Source organism: Sagittula sp. S175, from assembly GCF_049800975.1.
In the GTDB taxonomy this organism is placed as follows: domain Bacteria; phylum Pseudomonadota; class Alphaproteobacteria; order Rhodobacterales; family Rhodobacteraceae; genus Sagittula.
In genome coordinates this window covers 213,282-226,598 of the sequence record NZ_JBNAGB010000002.1, presented here as the reverse complement: position 1 = coordinate 226,598, position 13,317 = coordinate 213,282, and the positions used below count along the sequence as shown (strand labels likewise).

Annotated in this window: 18 protein-coding genes; 11 read left to right on the top strand and 7 right to left on the bottom strand. The window is 66.2% G+C overall.

The window, feature by feature from the left end:
• Nucleotides 1-65 precede the first annotated feature (65 nt).
• On the bottom strand, nucleotides 66-1,109 hold the full coding sequence (locus tag ACP16H_RS04210; protein ID WP_425071002.1) for a GlxA family transcriptional regulator: 1,044 nt from the start codon (nucleotides 1,107-1,109) through the stop codon (nucleotides 66-68).
• 176 nt (nucleotides 1,110-1,285) lie between these two features.
• Between ACP16H_RS04210 and ACP16H_RS04205 the strand changes: the two genes are divergently transcribed.
• Nucleotides 1,286-2,290, top strand: a complete 1,005-nt coding sequence (locus tag ACP16H_RS04205) for an AraC family transcriptional regulator (protein WP_425071001.1) — start codon at nucleotides 1,286-1,288, stop codon at nucleotides 2,288-2,290.
• A 94-nt stretch (nucleotides 2,291-2,384) separates the two neighbouring features.
• On the opposite strand, the gene trpS is transcribed toward ACP16H_RS04205, so the two are convergent.
• On the bottom strand, nucleotides 2,385-3,386 hold the full coding sequence (gene trpS / locus ACP16H_RS04200; protein WP_425071129.1) for a tryptophan--tRNA ligase: 1,002 nt from the start codon (nucleotides 3,384-3,386) through the stop codon (nucleotides 2,385-2,387).
• Between the two features lie 460 nt (nucleotides 3,387-3,846).
• On the opposite strand from trpS, the gene ACP16H_RS04195 reads away from it, so the two are divergent.
• The 4 genes from ACP16H_RS04195 to ACP16H_RS04180 are packed head-to-tail and all read left to right on the top strand — an operon-like array spanning nucleotide 3,847 to nucleotide 5,561.
• A complete protein-coding gene (locus ACP16H_RS04195) occupies nucleotides 3,847-4,674 on the top strand; it encodes an NAD(P)H-binding protein (protein ID WP_425071000.1) in 828 nt (275 codons plus the stop codon).
• 47 nt (nucleotides 4,675-4,721) lie between these two features.
• Nucleotides 4,722-5,138, top strand: coding sequence for a DUF4345 domain-containing protein (locus ACP16H_RS04190; protein ID WP_425070999.1), 417 nt, complete (start codon nucleotides 4,722-4,724; stop codon nucleotides 5,136-5,138).
• Between the two features lie 60 nt (nucleotides 5,139-5,198).
• Nucleotides 5,199-5,339, top strand: a complete 141-nt coding sequence (locus ACP16H_RS04185) for a hypothetical protein (protein WP_425070998.1) — start codon at nucleotides 5,199-5,201, stop codon at nucleotides 5,337-5,339.
• 33 nt (nucleotides 5,340-5,372) lie between these two features.
• On the top strand, nucleotides 5,373-5,561 hold the full coding sequence (locus tag ACP16H_RS04180) for an anthrone oxygenase family protein (RefSeq protein WP_425070997.1): 189 nt from the start codon (nucleotides 5,373-5,375) through the stop codon (nucleotides 5,559-5,561).
• Between the two features lie 84 nt (nucleotides 5,562-5,645).
• On the opposite strand, the gene ACP16H_RS04175 is transcribed toward ACP16H_RS04180, so the two are convergent.
• Genes ACP16H_RS04175 through ACP16H_RS04165 form a run of 3 tightly spaced genes read right to left on the bottom strand, consistent with a single transcriptional unit; the run spans nucleotide 5,646 to nucleotide 6,963 of the window.
• Nucleotides 5,646-5,921 carry a hypothetical protein gene (locus ACP16H_RS04175; RefSeq protein ID WP_425070996.1) on the bottom strand — a complete coding sequence of 92 codons (276 nt, stop codon included), beginning with the start codon at nucleotides 5,919-5,921 and terminating at the stop codon, nucleotides 5,646-5,648.
• Between the two features lie 38 nt (nucleotides 5,922-5,959).
• On the bottom strand, nucleotides 5,960-6,598 hold the full coding sequence (locus tag ACP16H_RS04170; RefSeq protein WP_425070995.1) for a hypothetical protein: 639 nt from the start codon (nucleotides 6,596-6,598) through the stop codon (nucleotides 5,960-5,962).
• The gene (locus ACP16H_RS04165) at nucleotides 6,595-6,963 is read right to left on the bottom strand and encodes a hypothetical protein (RefSeq protein WP_425070994.1); all 369 of its coding nucleotides are present in this window, start codon (nucleotides 6,961-6,963) and stop codon (nucleotides 6,595-6,597) included. Before ACP16H_RS04165 ends, ACP16H_RS04170 begins: the two co-directional genes overlap by 4 nt.
• 39 nt (nucleotides 6,964-7,002) lie before the next feature.
• On the opposite strand from ACP16H_RS04165, the gene ACP16H_RS04160 reads away from it, so the two are divergent.
• The gene (locus tag ACP16H_RS04160) at nucleotides 7,003-7,464 is read left to right on the top strand and encodes a LysR family transcriptional regulator (RefSeq protein WP_425070993.1); all 462 of its coding nucleotides are present in this window, start codon (nucleotides 7,003-7,005) and stop codon (nucleotides 7,462-7,464) included.
• 76 nt (nucleotides 7,465-7,540) lie between these two features.
• On the top strand, nucleotides 7,541-7,834 hold the full coding sequence (locus ACP16H_RS04155; protein ID WP_425070992.1) for a hypothetical protein: 294 nt from the start codon (nucleotides 7,541-7,543) through the stop codon (nucleotides 7,832-7,834).
• A gap of 350 nt (nucleotides 7,835-8,184) precedes the next feature.
• Here ACP16H_RS04155 and ACP16H_RS04150 read toward each other — a convergent pair whose 3' ends face one another.
• Nucleotides 8,185-9,399, bottom strand: a complete 1,215-nt coding sequence (locus ACP16H_RS04150) for a phosphoglycerate kinase (protein WP_425070991.1) — start codon at nucleotides 9,397-9,399, stop codon at nucleotides 8,185-8,187.
• 124 nt (nucleotides 9,400-9,523) lie between these two features.
• Here ACP16H_RS04150 and ACP16H_RS04145 point away from each other — a divergent pair, with 124 nt between their 5' ends.
• The 3 genes from ACP16H_RS04145 to ACP16H_RS04135 all read left to right on the top strand — a co-directional run bounded on the left by ACP16H_RS04145 (nucleotide 9,524) and on the right by ACP16H_RS04135 (nucleotide 11,715).
• Nucleotides 9,524-10,033: a peptidylprolyl isomerase gene (locus ACP16H_RS04145; RefSeq protein WP_425070990.1), complete on the top strand. Its 510-nt coding sequence runs from the start codon at nucleotides 9,524-9,526 to the stop codon at nucleotides 10,031-10,033.
• Nucleotides 10,023-10,586, top strand: coding sequence for a peptidylprolyl isomerase (locus ACP16H_RS04140; RefSeq protein WP_425070989.1), 564 nt, complete (start codon nucleotides 10,023-10,025; stop codon nucleotides 10,584-10,586). The genes ACP16H_RS04145 and ACP16H_RS04140 overlap by 11 nt, the downstream gene beginning before the upstream one ends.
• 166 nt (nucleotides 10,587-10,752) lie before the next feature.
• Entirely contained in the window at nucleotides 10,753-11,715 is a 963-nt protein-coding gene (locus tag ACP16H_RS04135; protein WP_425070988.1) for a DUF3179 domain-containing protein, read from the top strand.
• Between the two features lie 40 nt (nucleotides 11,716-11,755).
• Here the strand turns inward: ACP16H_RS04135 and ACP16H_RS04130 are convergent, their stop codons facing one another.
• Complete coding sequence (locus tag ACP16H_RS04130; RefSeq protein ID WP_425070987.1) at nucleotides 11,756-12,649, bottom strand: GNAT family N-acetyltransferase; 894 nt, start codon at nucleotides 12,647-12,649, stop codon at nucleotides 11,756-11,758.
• Between the two features lie 46 nt (nucleotides 12,650-12,695).
• Here ACP16H_RS04130 and ACP16H_RS04125 point away from each other — a divergent pair, with 46 nt between their 5' ends.
• Nucleotides 12,696-12,860, top strand: a complete 165-nt coding sequence (locus ACP16H_RS04125) for a hypothetical protein (RefSeq protein WP_425070986.1) — start codon at nucleotides 12,696-12,698, stop codon at nucleotides 12,858-12,860.
• Nucleotides 12,861-13,317: the final 457 nt, after the last annotated feature.

Here is a 13,317-nt window from a genome sequence, read left to right as displayed (position 1 = left end):
GAAGAACCCGCGCCCGGACAGTGTCCGAGCGGGATCCGCGTGTGGTGAGGGGGAAAAGGCGCGGTCTAGCCGGGGCCGTCCCGGATCTGGTCGGCCGCCTGATGGACCCCTCCGAAGCGGTCGCGATATTCCGACGCCGAGACGCCGAGATGACGCTGGAAGGCGCGGCGCATGCGCTCGGCGTTCTGGAAGCCCGTGTCGCGGGCGATCTGCTCGATGCCCTGCGGTCTCGTTTCCAGTGCGACCCGTGCCGCCTGCACCCTGGCCGTCTCGACATAGGAGGCCGGCGTCAGGCCGGTCTCGTCCTTGAAGCGGCGGGCGAAGGTGCGCTCGGAGAGACCCGCGCGCGCGGCGAGGGCTGTCACGGTGAGCGCGTCGCCCGGGTTGGCGAGGATGAATTCGAGCGTGGCATTGATCGCCGGATCCTCGGCGGCCTGCGCCACGAGGTGCGCGCTGAACTGTGACTGTCCGCCGGGGCGCATCATGTACATCACGTTGTAGCGCGCCACTTGCAGCGCAACGTCATGGCCCCAGTCCATCTCGACCAGCGCAAGCGCCAGGTCCATGCCGGCCGTCACGCCGGCCGAGGTCCAGATATTGCCGTCACGCACGAAGATGGCGTCGCGCTCGACGCGTACCTTCGGATAGCGGCTCTTGAGGATCGGACACCACCACCAATGCGTGCTCGCGCGGCGACCGTCGAGCAGGCCGATCTCGGCCAGGATCATCGCGCCGGTGCAGATCGAGACGATACGTCGCGCCCTCGTCGCGGCCTTGCGCACGAAGTCCAGAAGAGCCCTGTCTTCGACCGCCGCCATCGTCCCGTGGCCGCCGCTGACGATCAGCGTGTCGATGGGGGCGGTGTCGTTCATCGCCTCGGCAAAGCCGAGATCGGCCGTGAGGATCAGGCCCGAGGTGGTCGGGACCGGTCCGGTCTGCGCGGCGGCAAGCCGTACGTCGTAGGGCGCGGGGCCTTCGGGCAGGAAGTATTTCGCGCCGGTCAGCACCTCCAGCGGGCCAACCACGTCGAGGATATGGGCATCCGGGTAGGTGACCATGACCACGCTGCGCCCGCGTTCTTCTGTCCGATGTGTCGTCTTTTGTTCCATGGTCGGACACTACGCCGAACTGGCCGTTGACCGTTAGGACAAAGACCCCTCGATTTCCGCCACTCCGGGTTTCGGTTGCGGGTCACCGCCCTGCCGCGTGCTCTACAGCCGAGGTCTGGTTTGCCGCTGCCACCAAGTAGCTTTGTCTCTGCGGTCCCTCCGGATAGGCTGGTGCCATGGGCTACGTGACTTCGCTCTTCGCGCGCAAGATTATCGCCGCTGCCGGCGACGCCGTCGACGGCGCGGCGCTCCTGCGCGGCGCGGGCATCGACCCTGAGGGCCCCTGGGATCCGAAGGCGATGATCCCGGCCGTCAGATATTACGACATGCTCGAACGGATCGCGGCCAAGGTCGATGTCACCGATCTGCCCGTGCGCACGGGGGCCGCGATGCGACTTGACGAATACGGCGCGCTGGGACTGGGGTTCAAGGCGGCGACGACACTGGGCGGATCCTACGCGCGGGTCGAACGGTATGCCCGCCTCTGGACCAGTGTGGTGTCGTACGAGTTGCGCCCCGATCCGCGGGGAACGCTGTTCATCCTGCACCGCCCCGGCGAACGGCGGCTGGGCATGCGCCTGTCGAACGAGGCGACGCTGGCAAGCGCCGTCTCGATCGCCCGGCAGGTCAGCCCGGTGCCAGTGGCGCCGCTCGAAGTTATGGCCCGGCATCCCGCACCGAAATCGATCGCGGCGCACGAGGACTGGTTTGGCTGCCCCGTCCGGTTCGGGGCGGATCTCGACGCGATCCTGTTCTCGCGGCAAACGCTGGCGCAGCCGAATATCCTCGGGGACGTGGGAATCTCGCGCTACCTCGTCTCGCACCTCGACAAGGAACTCTCGGAAATAGCCGACGAGGCGCCGCTGGTCGCCCAGACGAAGGATGCCATCGCGCAGGCGCTCAGCGAAGGCGCGCCGAAGATGGCCGACATCGCGCGCGGTCTCGGGCTCAGCGCGCGGTCGTTTCACCGGAGGCTTTCAGAGCACGGGATGAGCTTCCAGACCCTGACCGAGGAGACCCGACGCGAACTGGCCGAGGGGCTTCTACGCGACGAGGGGCATTCCCTGGCCGAGATCGCCTTCTTGACCGGGTTTTCCGAGCAGAGCGCCTTTACTCGGGCCTTCAAGCGCTGGGTCGGCACGACACCGGCGAGCTACCGCAAGGCGCGTGCCATGCTCTGAAGAACCACGACAGGCGACCGTTCACCGAAGGTAGGGCCAGTGTCGGCCGTTCTGACGAAACAGACCCTCATCCCGATCGCCCGCCACTGTTCAGCTATAGCTGAAACAGACCCAAGGCACTCACCACGTCGCGCCTTGTTGCCTCCGTGCGCTCGCGCGCCCGTTCCGTGCCTTCCTTGATCACCTCGACAATGTATCCGCGGTCCTCGGAGAGCTGTGCCCTGCGCTCGCGAATTGGGGCAATGAGCTCTTGAAGGATGGCTTCCAGACGCGCCTTGATCTTGCCGTCGCCAAGCCCGCCACGCTGATACTGGTCCTTGAGCTCGGTAAGGCCGTCCTGGTCGGGGTCGAAGGCGTCCAGATAGGTGAAGACGACATTGCCTTCGATGCAGCCCGGATCTTCGACACGCAGGTGGTTCGGATCGGTGAACATCGCCCTGACAGCATTTCGGATCTCGTCGGACGACGCCGAGAGCGCAATGGCGTTGCCACCGGATTTCGACATCTTGGCCTTGCCGTCAACACCGGGCAACCGGCCCGCCTTGGGGATCACCGCCCGGGCCTCCGGCAGCACGGCACGATCCGCCGTTGCATTGATCCGTCGCACGATCTCGTTCGTCTGCTCGATCAGCGGGGCCTGATCCTCGCCGACCGGCACGACCGTCGCCTTGAAGGCCGTGATGTCCGCCGCCTGTGCCGCCGGATAACACAGAAATCCGGCGGGTATGTCGCGCCGGAATCCACGTGCGCGGATTTCGTCCTTGATGGTCGGGTTCCGTTCGAGCCGCGCGACCGTGACGAAGTTCAGGTAGAGCATCGACAGCTCCGCCAGCGCCGGCAGATGCGATTGCAGGCAGATCGTCGTCCGACGGGGATCGACGCCCACGGCCAGATAATCCAGCGCGACCTCGATCACGCTGCGCCGCACCTTCTCCGGATCATGGGCGTTCTCGGTCAAGGCTTGGGAATCCGCCAGCAACAGAAATAATTCATGGCTGTCCTGATAGCGCAGCCGGTTTGCGAGCGAGCCTGCATAGTGCCCGATGTGAAGCGGCCCCGTGGTGCGGTCGCCTGTCAGAATGGTTGGTAAGTTCATTTTCATCTTCCAAAAAACGAGAGGCGGCGCATCGGGAAGCTCGGAAAACAAAAAGACCGCCCATGCGGCGGCCTCGGAATACGTTTGGTCGTCCGGCCACCTTGTCAGGAGGCCAGCCACCAATTCATCGCGATGATCGTCGTGTTTTCCAAGGAAGTTTGCCTATCGTCCGCGAGGTCACGCGTCAATCAGATGTCAGAAAGGGCTTGAAGCGATCATGCGGCAGCACGGCGAGGGCCTTTCGGTTCGGGCTCGCCAGGCCTCTCTCACGGCCCGGCGCAGACCTTCGCCGCATCCGCCGCGTTGACCTGCAAGGTCACGGACCCGCTGACACGTCACATGTGCGGGCCGCGGGCGGCGACTGGCGGCGTCGGTCAAAACGCTGGCGATGCCGGTCAATACCGGGCGCAAGGCCGTCGCCTATCCCTTGGTCGTCAACTCGAACCAAGGGAGAAACCCAATGCCAGATCGACCCATCCTCGTCATCGGTGCCACCGGCAAGACCGGGGCCCGCGTTGCCGCGAAACTGGAGGCCAAGGGCCTTGGCGTCCGTCGCGGGTCGCGCAACTCCAGCACCCCTTTCGACTGGGAGGCGCCTGAGACCTGGGCCCCCGCGCTGAGCGGAACCCGCGCTGCCTATGTCACCTACTTCCCCGACCTCGCCTTCCCCGGCGCCGTCGAGAAGCTCGACTCCCTTGTCGAGACGGCGAAAGACGTTGGCGTCGAGCACCTCGTCCTGCTGTCGGGGCGGGGCGAGCATCACGCGCGCCTCGGCGAAGATGTCGTGCGAAACTCCGGCGTCGATTTCACCATCGTCCGCGCCGCGTGGTTCGCGCAGAACTTCTCCGAAGGCTACCTGCGCGATCCGATCCTGGCCGGCGTCCTGCCGATGCCCGGCGGCGAGACGCCCGAGCCGATCATCGACATCGCCGACATCGCCGACGTGGCGGTCGCGGCGCTGACCGAAGAGGGCCACCGGGGCCAACTCTACGAAGTATCCGGCCCGCGCCTGCTGACCTTCGCCGACATGGCGCGGGAGCTCTCAGACGCAATCGGGCGGCCGATCCGGCACATCCCCATCAGCTTCGAGGACTTCCACGCCAACATCGCGCAATCGGGCGGCACCTTCGTGGCCGACGTCTTCACCGCGATCGCCCGCGAAACGCTGGACGGACGCAACGCGCAAACCACCGACGGCGTTATGCGCGCCCTCGGCCGTCCGCCGCGCGACTTCGCGGACTTTGCCAGGGCCGCGGCCCGCGCGGGCGCCTGGCCCGTCGCCGCCTGACCCGTCGCCGCCTGACCCGAAGCTCATCCTCACCGAAAGGACATGACATGACCCTCACACGTCTCCAGAAGATCGCGCTCGGCATCGCAGGCGCCTCCGCCTTCGGCATCGGCGTGGCCATCACCGCGATACCGCACGCCTTCTACGCGGGCTACGGCATTGCTCTCGGTCCCGACCCGAGTCTCCTCAGCGAACTGCGCGCGCCCGGAGCCGGGCTCGCCGTCCTCGGCGCCGTCATGCTGGCGGGCCTCGTCCGCTCGTCCCTCCGCGATCTGGCGCTTGCCGCCGCCCTGCTGGTTTTTCTCGCGTTTCCCGCGGGACGCATCGTCGGCCTCGTCCTCGACGGGATGCCCTCGGCGGGGATCATGGCGGCGCTCGTCTTCGAACTGACGGTCGCGGCGCTCTGCCTTTTCGCCTTCCGGCCCACAAGGGCCCGCGCCGACCGGCGCGTCGCCCTGCGCTGAGCCCCTTCACCGCGGCGGGCTGACCCTGCCGCGGTTCCCTTGACACCAAGGAGCCCTCCCATGTCCCCCTTCTTCGTTATCCTGATGCAAGCCGCCATCCTCGCCTATGCCCTTGTCGCCGGAGTTTTCCTCGCCTTCTCGGACTTCATCATGCGCGCGCTGTCGCTCACCGGCGGGGTCGGTGGCGCGGAGGCCATGTAGATCATCAACCGCGAGGTGTTCCGCTGGGTCTTCATGGCCCTGTTACTCGGCATGGCGGCCGCGTCCGTCGCCGTCGCAGCCTACGGTGCCACGCATCTCGCCCACCCCTCGGGGGCGCTGAACCTGCTTGCGGGCCTCGTCTACCTGATCGGCTGCTTTGGCGTCACGGTCGTCTTCAACGTGCCGATGAACGAGGCGCTGGCCGGCATGGACCTGTCATAGGACACCACCCGCACCTATTGGACCGTCACTTACCTGCCGCGCTGGACCTTCTGGAACACGGTCTGAACCTTGGCCAGCAGTTTTTCAGCCGCGCGCCTGCTTTTCGGGCTCCTGTGGATGACCCAAGCCCAGGCGCAGCCGGTCTGACGACCTTCGTACGAGGCGGGACAGTTCCTGCCGTCCGCCCGTCCGCACCCGAGCCCCGCAAGAGCGGCTCCGCCCGCACGAATGGAGATACCCGCTGAATACGCGCGAAAAGGTCAACATCGCGATCCTGCTGGCGACGATCACCTGCATCATCGCAATCAACAGCCTGCTGCGCGGGGCGGACCAGATCTTGCCCGCGTTGCGCTGGTTCATCAACTTTCTCACCAGCGTCGGCCTCTTCCGGCTGCTCATCATCCTTGTCTACCGGGTGATGCGCGTCTCCGACACGTTTCTGGCGATGTATCACCAGGTATCTCCAGGGGCGTTTCCTCAAGGGCCTCCGGACCTATCAATACGAGGTCGACGGGGTTCTGCACCTGGGGCTGTGGCGCATCTCGCAGGATCTGTCGTAGATCTCGATTACCGGCTACTGCATCGACGCGCGGGGCCGGATCGACAGCCATTTCCGGAGCATCAGCCAGTTCTTCGAACAACAGGGCGTCGACGAGATCATGTTCGCACGAACCGATACCGCCAGCAGCAAAGAGCATTTCGCGAAGACCGCGCTCCATATCGACCGGCTCGGCCGGCGCAACTGGCGGTCTGAACCGACCTTCATGCGGGCTCAATCCGTCCTTTACGGCCATGAGGAGGACGGCGTCCGACACGCCGACATCATCCTCAGACGCGCCACACCGGGCATGAGCGAAGCGCGGATCGTCGAGGAAATGGGCGGCGAGCAGGCGAAGCCTCAACACTTGGCAGACGTAGCGGCCGGACGGGGCGAGGCTGCCCTTGGCTTCGGCGAAGGACGAAATACCAAGCGTGTGACAGATCACGTCGTAGCGCGCGGTTCCGCCGACGAAATCCTCCGACGCGTAGTCGATCACGCGACCGGCCCCCAGCGCGATAACCATTTTTGGCACTGCGGGCGCTGCAGGTGCCCGTCACCTCGGCCCCCATTGCGGCGGCAATCTGGACTGCCGCGCTCCCGAGGCTGCCCGAAGCTGCCCGAAGCTCCACGGATCAGGGTCTTTTGCCCTGCGCGCAGTTCAGCCACCTCGCGCAGGACGTTCAGCGAGGTCAGCGGCCCATCGCACATCACGGCGGCGTCCTCATGCGACAGCCCATCGGGCTTCTTCATCAGCACGCCGGCCTCACCGAGGCAGATGTGGCTGGCATTGCCGCCGAATTTCAGCCCCGCCTCGCCGAAGACGGCGTCGCCCACGGAAAACCGGCTGACATTGTTGCCCACGGCGGTCACCTCGCCCGAGAGCCCGGTGCCCGACAGGTTGTGACGCGGACGGGATCGCTCCTCAGTGCTGCCGAGCAGCTTGACGGCACCCACGCGACCGTGCGCCGACAGGTCGAAGGGCTTGAGGTCCAGCTCGGTGTGCGGCTGTTCCGGCGCAGTGCGGGCGGGCTGGAGTTGTCGGCGGCGGGTCGCATGCTTCTGCCACAGGCACTCGAGGCCGAAGCGAGCTTGCGGCAGGGTTTCAACGCCGTGCGCGGGCTCGACGGCGAGGCGGCGGGTCGCATCCGCCTGCCGGCGCACTTCCTGCTGGCGCCGGTTCTGGGCGAGTTCCTGTCGCTCTATCCCGACATCCACATCGACATGAACCTGTCCTACGCCATCGACTCGATCAAAAAGCGTGAGACCGATGTCTCGATCCGCCATGTGCACGATCTCACCGGCGATGCCGTAGGGCGCAAGCTGTTTCCGCTGTCGATCGGTGTCTTCGCCTGGCGCAGCTAAATCGACAGGCATCTGCACGATGCCGGGCCGCGCGGCGAGGGTCTGACCTTGGCTCGGATACCGCGAGGCGCCGGAATTGCAGGCCTTGATCTCAGCCTCGCCTTTTCCCCGTGCCAAGGTGCGTCATGCCATCACCGATCCGGCAGTGCACATTCACCTTGCCCGCGCCGGGGCGGGAGTGACCTTTCTGGCGGTCTGGGTGCAAAGCGTCTTTCCCGAGTTGCAACGGGTGCCGGGAACCGAGCTCGACCAGAGCCGCTCGACCTGGGTATTGATGCACGGCGACCTGCGCCGGGTGAGGCGCGTCCGGCTCTTCGTCGATTTTCTCAACGAGAGCCTGCTGGAACGGCGTGCGGACGTCATCGGCTGAGTGCCGCTATAGCATCGACGTCCATTCCGTGTCGGCATGGGACCTTCCGTGCAGGCGATATGCACTACGGCCGGAAGTTTGCGGCGCCCGTCAACATATAATATTTTCAGATATTTAGATTGGATAGCGTTGGACGTCAGGCCCATCCCCTCAATCAAATGGCCGCTATCCGGAATTGAGCCGCCATAGGGCTGACGTCGTTCCTTTTCTGCTAGGTCCGCAGTGCGGACCTCCAGTGACAAGGCGTCCCTTGAAATCTTTCGGGTGTGGCGTGTGGAGGCGCGATGGTCCTTTCGGCAAGCCCACGCGCCCGAGTTTGATGGAAAAAGGCCCCGCGTGGGGGCCTTTTGTCATTCTTCTTCGTCGCTCGGGCCGCCTTGGTCGAGGGCGGCGACGCCCGGGAGGGTCTTGCCTTCCATCCATTCGAGGAAGGCGCCTCCGGCTGTGGAGATGTAGGAGAAGTCGCTGGCGGCCCCGGCCTTGTTCAGGGCGGCCACGGTGTCGCCGCCGCCTGCGACCGAGACGAGCTGGCCGTGTTCCGAGCGAAGCGCTGCGTGTTTCGCGGCGGCGTTGGTTGCCGTGTCGAAGGGGGCGATTTCGAAGGCGCCCAGCGGGCCGTTCCAGATCAGGGTCTTGGCCTCGTCGATGGCGGCCTTGACGGCGGCGACCGACTCGGGGCCTGCGTCGAGAATCATGGCGTCGGCGGGGCAGGCGGTGGCGGGGACGGTCTCGGACTCGGCGCCTTCCTTGAACTCGCGGGCGACGACGACGTCGGTGGGCAGCAGGATGCGGCAGCCCTCGGTCTCGGCCTTGCCGAGGATCACGCGGGCGGTGTCAGTCATGTCGTGTTCACACAGCGATTTGCCCACGTCGATGCCCTGGGCGGCGAGGAAGGTGTTGGCCATGCCGCCGCCGATCACCAGCATGTCGACCTTTTCGACGAGGTTGCCCAGCAGGTCGAGCTTGGTCGAGACCTTGGCGCCGCCGACGACGGCCAGAACCGGGCGTTCCGGGGTGCCGAGCGCGGATTCGAGCGCCATCAGCTCGCCCTGCATGAGGCGACCGGCGCAGGCGGGCAGCAGGCGGGCGAGGCCCTCGGTCGAGGCGTGGGCGCGGTGGGCGGCGGAAAACGCGTCGTTGCAGTAGACGTCGCCCAGCTCGGCCATCTGCGCGGCCAGTTCGGGGTCGTTTTTTTCCTCGCCCTTGTGAAAGCGGGTGTTTTCCAGCAGCGCGATCTGGTTGTCGCCCAGCGTGTCCACCACGGCCTGCGCCACGGGACCGATGCAGTCGGCGGCAAAGACGACGTCGACGCCAAGCACCTCTTCGAGGCAGGGGATGAGCATCTGGAGGCTCATGTCGTCGCGGCGCTCGCCCTTGGGGCGACCGAAATGCGCCAGCAGCACGGGCTTGCCGCCGCGGGCGAGGATGTCCTGCACGGTGGCGGCGATGCGCTCGATCCGGGTGGCATCGGTCACCTTGCCGTCTTCGACGGGAACGTTGATGTCGACGCGGGTCAGCACCCGTTTGCCGTCGAGGTCCATGTCGTCGAGGGTCTTCCAGGCCATGTCTTCACTCCCATATCCCAGTTGTCCCCGTGTTGCCCTCAACCGCGCCGGAGGTCAACGCCTGCTTGGCTTTGCCGTCGTGGCGCGATACATCAACGCCCAATGTGGACAAGGAGTGGACCCCATGGCCGAGATCAAGGATCCCGAAAACACCATCCTGATGGAACTGAAGGGTGGCACCGTCACCATCGCGCTGATGCCCGACGTGGCACCGAAGCACTGCGAGCGCATGAAGGAACTGGCGCGCGCCGGTGCCTATGACAACGTGGCCTTTCATCGCGTGATCGACGGTTTCATGGCGCAGACCGGCGACGTGGAGCACGCCAACATGGAGAAGGACTACAACCCGCGCCGCGCCGGCACGGGTGGCTCCGAGCTGCCGGACCTGCCGGCGGAATTCTCGCGCATCCCGCATGCGCGCGGCTCGCTGGGGGCGGCCCGGTCGCAGAATCCGAACTCGGCCAACTCGCAGTTCTTCATCAACTTCAAGGACAACGATTTCCTGAATGGCCAGTACACGGTCTACGGTCAGGTCATCGAGGGCATGGAGCATGTCGACGCGATCACGCGCGGCGAGCCGCCTGCGAACCCGGACCGGATGATCTCCGTCAAGGTGGCCGCCGATGTTGCGTAATGTCGTATTGGCGCTGGGGCTGATGGCCTCGCCCGCCTTTGCCACCGGGCTACAGATCGAGGTCGCTGGTGAAGGTGGCTCGAAGGGCACCATCACCATCGACCTGCTGGAAGACGTGGCGCCGAAGCACGTGGAGCAGATCACCACGCTGGCAAAGGAGGGCGCCTATGACGGCGTCGTCTTTCACCGGGTGATCAACGGCTTCATGGCGCAGACCGGCGACGTGGCCTTTGGCAACATGACGAAGGACGGATTCGACATGCGCCGTGCGGGCATGGGTGGGTCGGACCGTCCCGATCTGCCGGCGGAGTTCTCGGACCTGCCGTTCGATCGCGGCGTGGTGGGCATGGCCCGCTCGCAGTCGCCGGACAGCGGCAATTCGCAGTTCTTCATCATGTTCGACGCCGGCTATTTCCTGAACGGGCAATACACGGTGGTGGGCACGGTGACGGACGGGATGGACGTGGTCGACAGCATCAAGCGTGGCGATCCGCGCTCCGGTGCGGTGGCGGGACAGCCCGACCACATGGTCAAGGTCACCGTGACAGAGTGATCTGATCGGGCTCCCTTGCGGGGGCCCGGTTCGTTTTTGGGGAAGAGCTTTCGACGAAAGCTCTTCTGTCGCCAAGAGTCTTCGTTCGAAGACTCTTGGGGGTGGGCACTGGGCAAGTCGGGTCCTGTTTGGCACAGTCGTGGCAACCAAACGTGGGGGGAACGACATGCGACTGACCTTGGCGCTGTGTTTTGGGCTGTTGTGCGGAGCGGCGAGGGCGGACCCTGCCTTTTGGAAGCACGAATGGCCGGAGACGGATTTTTCCACGTCGAGCGTGACGAACTGGGTCGAGATCATCTCGGGCGGGCCGCCGAAGGACGGGATTCCGGCGCTGTCGGACCCGCGCTTCATCCCGGTGGCGCAGGAGACGCGGATCGAGGATCGCGAGCCGGTGATCGCGCTGGAGATCGCGGGCGAGGTGCCGCGCGCCTACCCGATCCGCTATCTCACATGGCATGAGATCGTGAACGACGTGGTGGGGGACGTGCCGGTGGCGGTGACCTTCTGCCCGCTGTGCAACTCGGCGCTGGCTTTTGATCGCCGGGTCGAGGGTCAAATGCTCACTTTTGGCGTCTCGGGCAAGCTGCGCAATTCCGACATGGTGATGTACGACCGAGAGACGCAAAGCTGGTGGCAGCAGGCCCTGGGGCAGGGCATCGTGGGCGAGATGACGGGCGTCCGCCTGGCGCATCTGCCGTCCTGGATGGAGGATTTCGCCGGGTTCAAGGCGCGGAATCCCGACGGGTTGGTCATGGACGAGCCGGAGTGGAACAGGCCCTATGGCCGCAATCCCTACCGGGGGTACGATACGTCGCATCGCCCCTTCCTGTATTCCGGAGAGGTGCCGCCGCATGGCATTCCGCCCTTGATGCGCGTGGTGCGGGTTGGGGATCGGGCCTGGCCGATGGATCGCCTTGCCGCCGAGGGGGTGATCCGCGAGGCCGGGGTGGTGCTGGAGTGGACGCCGGGGCAGGCCTCGGCGCTGGATGCGGAGACCATCGCGGCGGGGCGTGACGTCGGTAGCGTGCGGGTGCGCGACGCGGCCGGCCGGGACCAGCCGCATGACGTCATGTTCGCCTTTGCCTTTCACGCCTTCTGGCCTGAAGGGGAGTGGATGCTGGCGCGCTGACCGGCGGTCCGGAGCCGTGATCGGGCATCGGGCCTCTCCGTCACGCGCACAGCCGCTGCGGCAGCCAGCGCGCCATGGGTGCGAGGCACCCCAGATGCAGCCAGGTGCCGCCCAGCCGGTGTATGCGGGCGCCGGTGCCGAGCTTGAAATGCGTGAGGCCGGGCGCGTCCTGCGCGTTGAGGATACCGAGGTCAAGCATGTCGTGCCCTCGGTCGCGCAGGTCGCGCATGGCCGCCCACAGGACCAGGTTCATGGCGTTGAGCCTGCGTCCGCTGTCGTTGCTGTGTCCGATTTGCCAGGTGGCCATGCGCCCGTGCCGCAGCATCAGCGCGGCGGCGACTGGTTTGCCGCGGTGGCGGGCCTCGTAAACAAGGGCGGCGCCGGGATTGGCCACCGCAAAGGCCACAGACACCCCCGGCGGCATGCCGCGATACCCCTTCGCCCGCGCCTGCGCGGCCTCCGCCGCCAGCAGCCAGTGGTCCGGTTTCAAGGGGCGGATCGAGATGGTCATGTCTTCCCGCTCCACCCGGTTCAGGCGATTGCGCCACTTCTGCTGCATCGCGGCCCGCATGCCGGTATCGTCTCTCAGGTCGAGCACCCCGAGGCTCGCCGGAGTCATCAGGGGCCAGAAGCCGCCCGCGCGTAGAACCTCTGCCGGGATGCCGTCGGCGTTCAGGATCAGCGGGCGTCCGTCGTGCCAATGCCGCCAGCGCTGCGCCCAGTCCGACAGCTCTCCCGTATCTTCCGCCACCGGCCCGCGCGAGACGAGGTCGACCCGTCCCAAGGGGCCGAACTGACGGGACTGCACCTGCCAGAGCAGCGTCACCTTGCGTCGGGATTCGCGTTTGCACAGGCGCAGGGGCACGCCCATCACCTCGCAGGACCGGGCGAACTCCGGGCTTTGGGGCAAGGGGAGGGCGAGGGATTCGGTCATGGCGGATATTAACCGGATGAAAACTTGTGAATGGCTTAATGACCGCATGAAGAGACATCTCCCGCGTCCTGCCACGCCCCGCCACACTGCGTCCCGTGCCTCTGCGCGGGCGCTCGCACGCCCCCGCCCGACGCCTGCGGCAGCGCTGCTGCTGGCCTGCGTCCTGTCGCTGCCGTTCTTGTGCCTTGCATTGATCCAGACCCTGCTTTGATGCGAGCCGCGCCCGCTTCGTGACCTGCCAGAGTCGCGGGCTGCGCGCGTTCTCGTCTTCATCTTGACCGAAATACCGCGGGGGAGGCCGATCCGCGCGGAGCGCGGCGAGCCGTCCGCAGGACGGATCGAGGCTTGGGGGCGGAGCCCCCGTCGCACCGAAGGTGCGCAGGCAAGATCACCGAAGGTGCGCAGGCAAGATCACCGAAGGTGCGCAGGCAAGACCACCGGAGGCGCGGGATCTTGAGACTTTGGCGATATGCGTCCGACGCGACACCGGGCGCGGACCGGGCCAATCGGAGGATCAGCGACACAATGCGGTTTTAACGGCTCGGGACCCGCGATTTTCCTTTGAATTTCAGGCAGGAAAAAAGGCGCGGGCGGAGCCCGCGCCGGGGGCCGCCCGCCGCCCGGGGGCAAACCCGGTGAACCCCACCCCCCCCCGCGGCCGGACAGAG

What these genes read in the sequence shown, in the direction of transcription:
- ACP16H_RS04210 (WP_425071002.1), bottom strand. Translation starts at nt 1,109, where the DNA reads ATGGAACAAAAGACGACACATCGGACAGAAGAACGCGGGCGCAGCGTG.
- ACP16H_RS04205 (WP_425071001.1), top strand. Translation starts at nt 1,286, where the DNA reads ATGGGCTACGTGACTTCGCTCTTCGCGCGCAAGATTATCGCCGCTGCC.
- trpS (WP_425071129.1), bottom strand. Translation starts at nt 3,386, where the DNA reads ATGAACTTACCAACCATTCTGACAGGCGACCGCACCACGGGGCCGCTT.
- ACP16H_RS04195 (WP_425071000.1), top strand. Translation starts at nt 3,847, where the DNA reads ATGCCAGATCGACCCATCCTCGTCATCGGTGCCACCGGCAAGACCGGG.
- ACP16H_RS04190 (WP_425070999.1), top strand. Translation starts at nt 4,722, where the DNA reads ATGACCCTCACACGTCTCCAGAAGATCGCGCTCGGCATCGCAGGCGCC.
- ACP16H_RS04185 (WP_425070998.1), top strand. Translation starts at nt 5,199, where the DNA reads ATGTCCCCCTTCTTCGTTATCCTGATGCAAGCCGCCATCCTCGCCTAT.
- ACP16H_RS04180 (WP_425070997.1), top strand. Translation starts at nt 5,373, where the DNA reads ATGGCCCTGTTACTCGGCATGGCGGCCGCGTCCGTCGCCGTCGCAGCC.
- ACP16H_RS04175 (WP_425070996.1), bottom strand. Translation starts at nt 5,921, where the DNA reads ATGAACCAGCGCAACGCGGGCAAGATCTGGTCCGCCCCGCGCAGCAGG.
- ACP16H_RS04150 (WP_425070991.1), bottom strand. Translation starts at nt 9,399, where the DNA reads ATGGCCTGGAAGACCCTCGACGACATGGACCTCGACGGCAAACGGGTG.
- ACP16H_RS04145 (WP_425070990.1), top strand. Translation starts at nt 9,524, where the DNA reads ATGGCCGAGATCAAGGATCCCGAAAACACCATCCTGATGGAACTGAAG.
- ACP16H_RS04140 (WP_425070989.1), top strand. Translation starts at nt 10,023, where the DNA reads ATGTTGCGTAATGTCGTATTGGCGCTGGGGCTGATGGCCTCGCCCGCC.
- ACP16H_RS04135 (WP_425070988.1), top strand. Translation starts at nt 10,753, where the DNA reads ATGCGACTGACCTTGGCGCTGTGTTTTGGGCTGTTGTGCGGAGCGGCG.
- ACP16H_RS04130 (WP_425070987.1), bottom strand. Translation starts at nt 12,649, where the DNA reads ATGACCGAATCCCTCGCCCTCCCCTTGCCCCAAAGCCCGGAGTTCGCC.
- ACP16H_RS04125 (WP_425070986.1), top strand. Translation starts at nt 12,696, where the DNA reads ATGAAGAGACATCTCCCGCGTCCTGCCACGCCCCGCCACACTGCGTCC.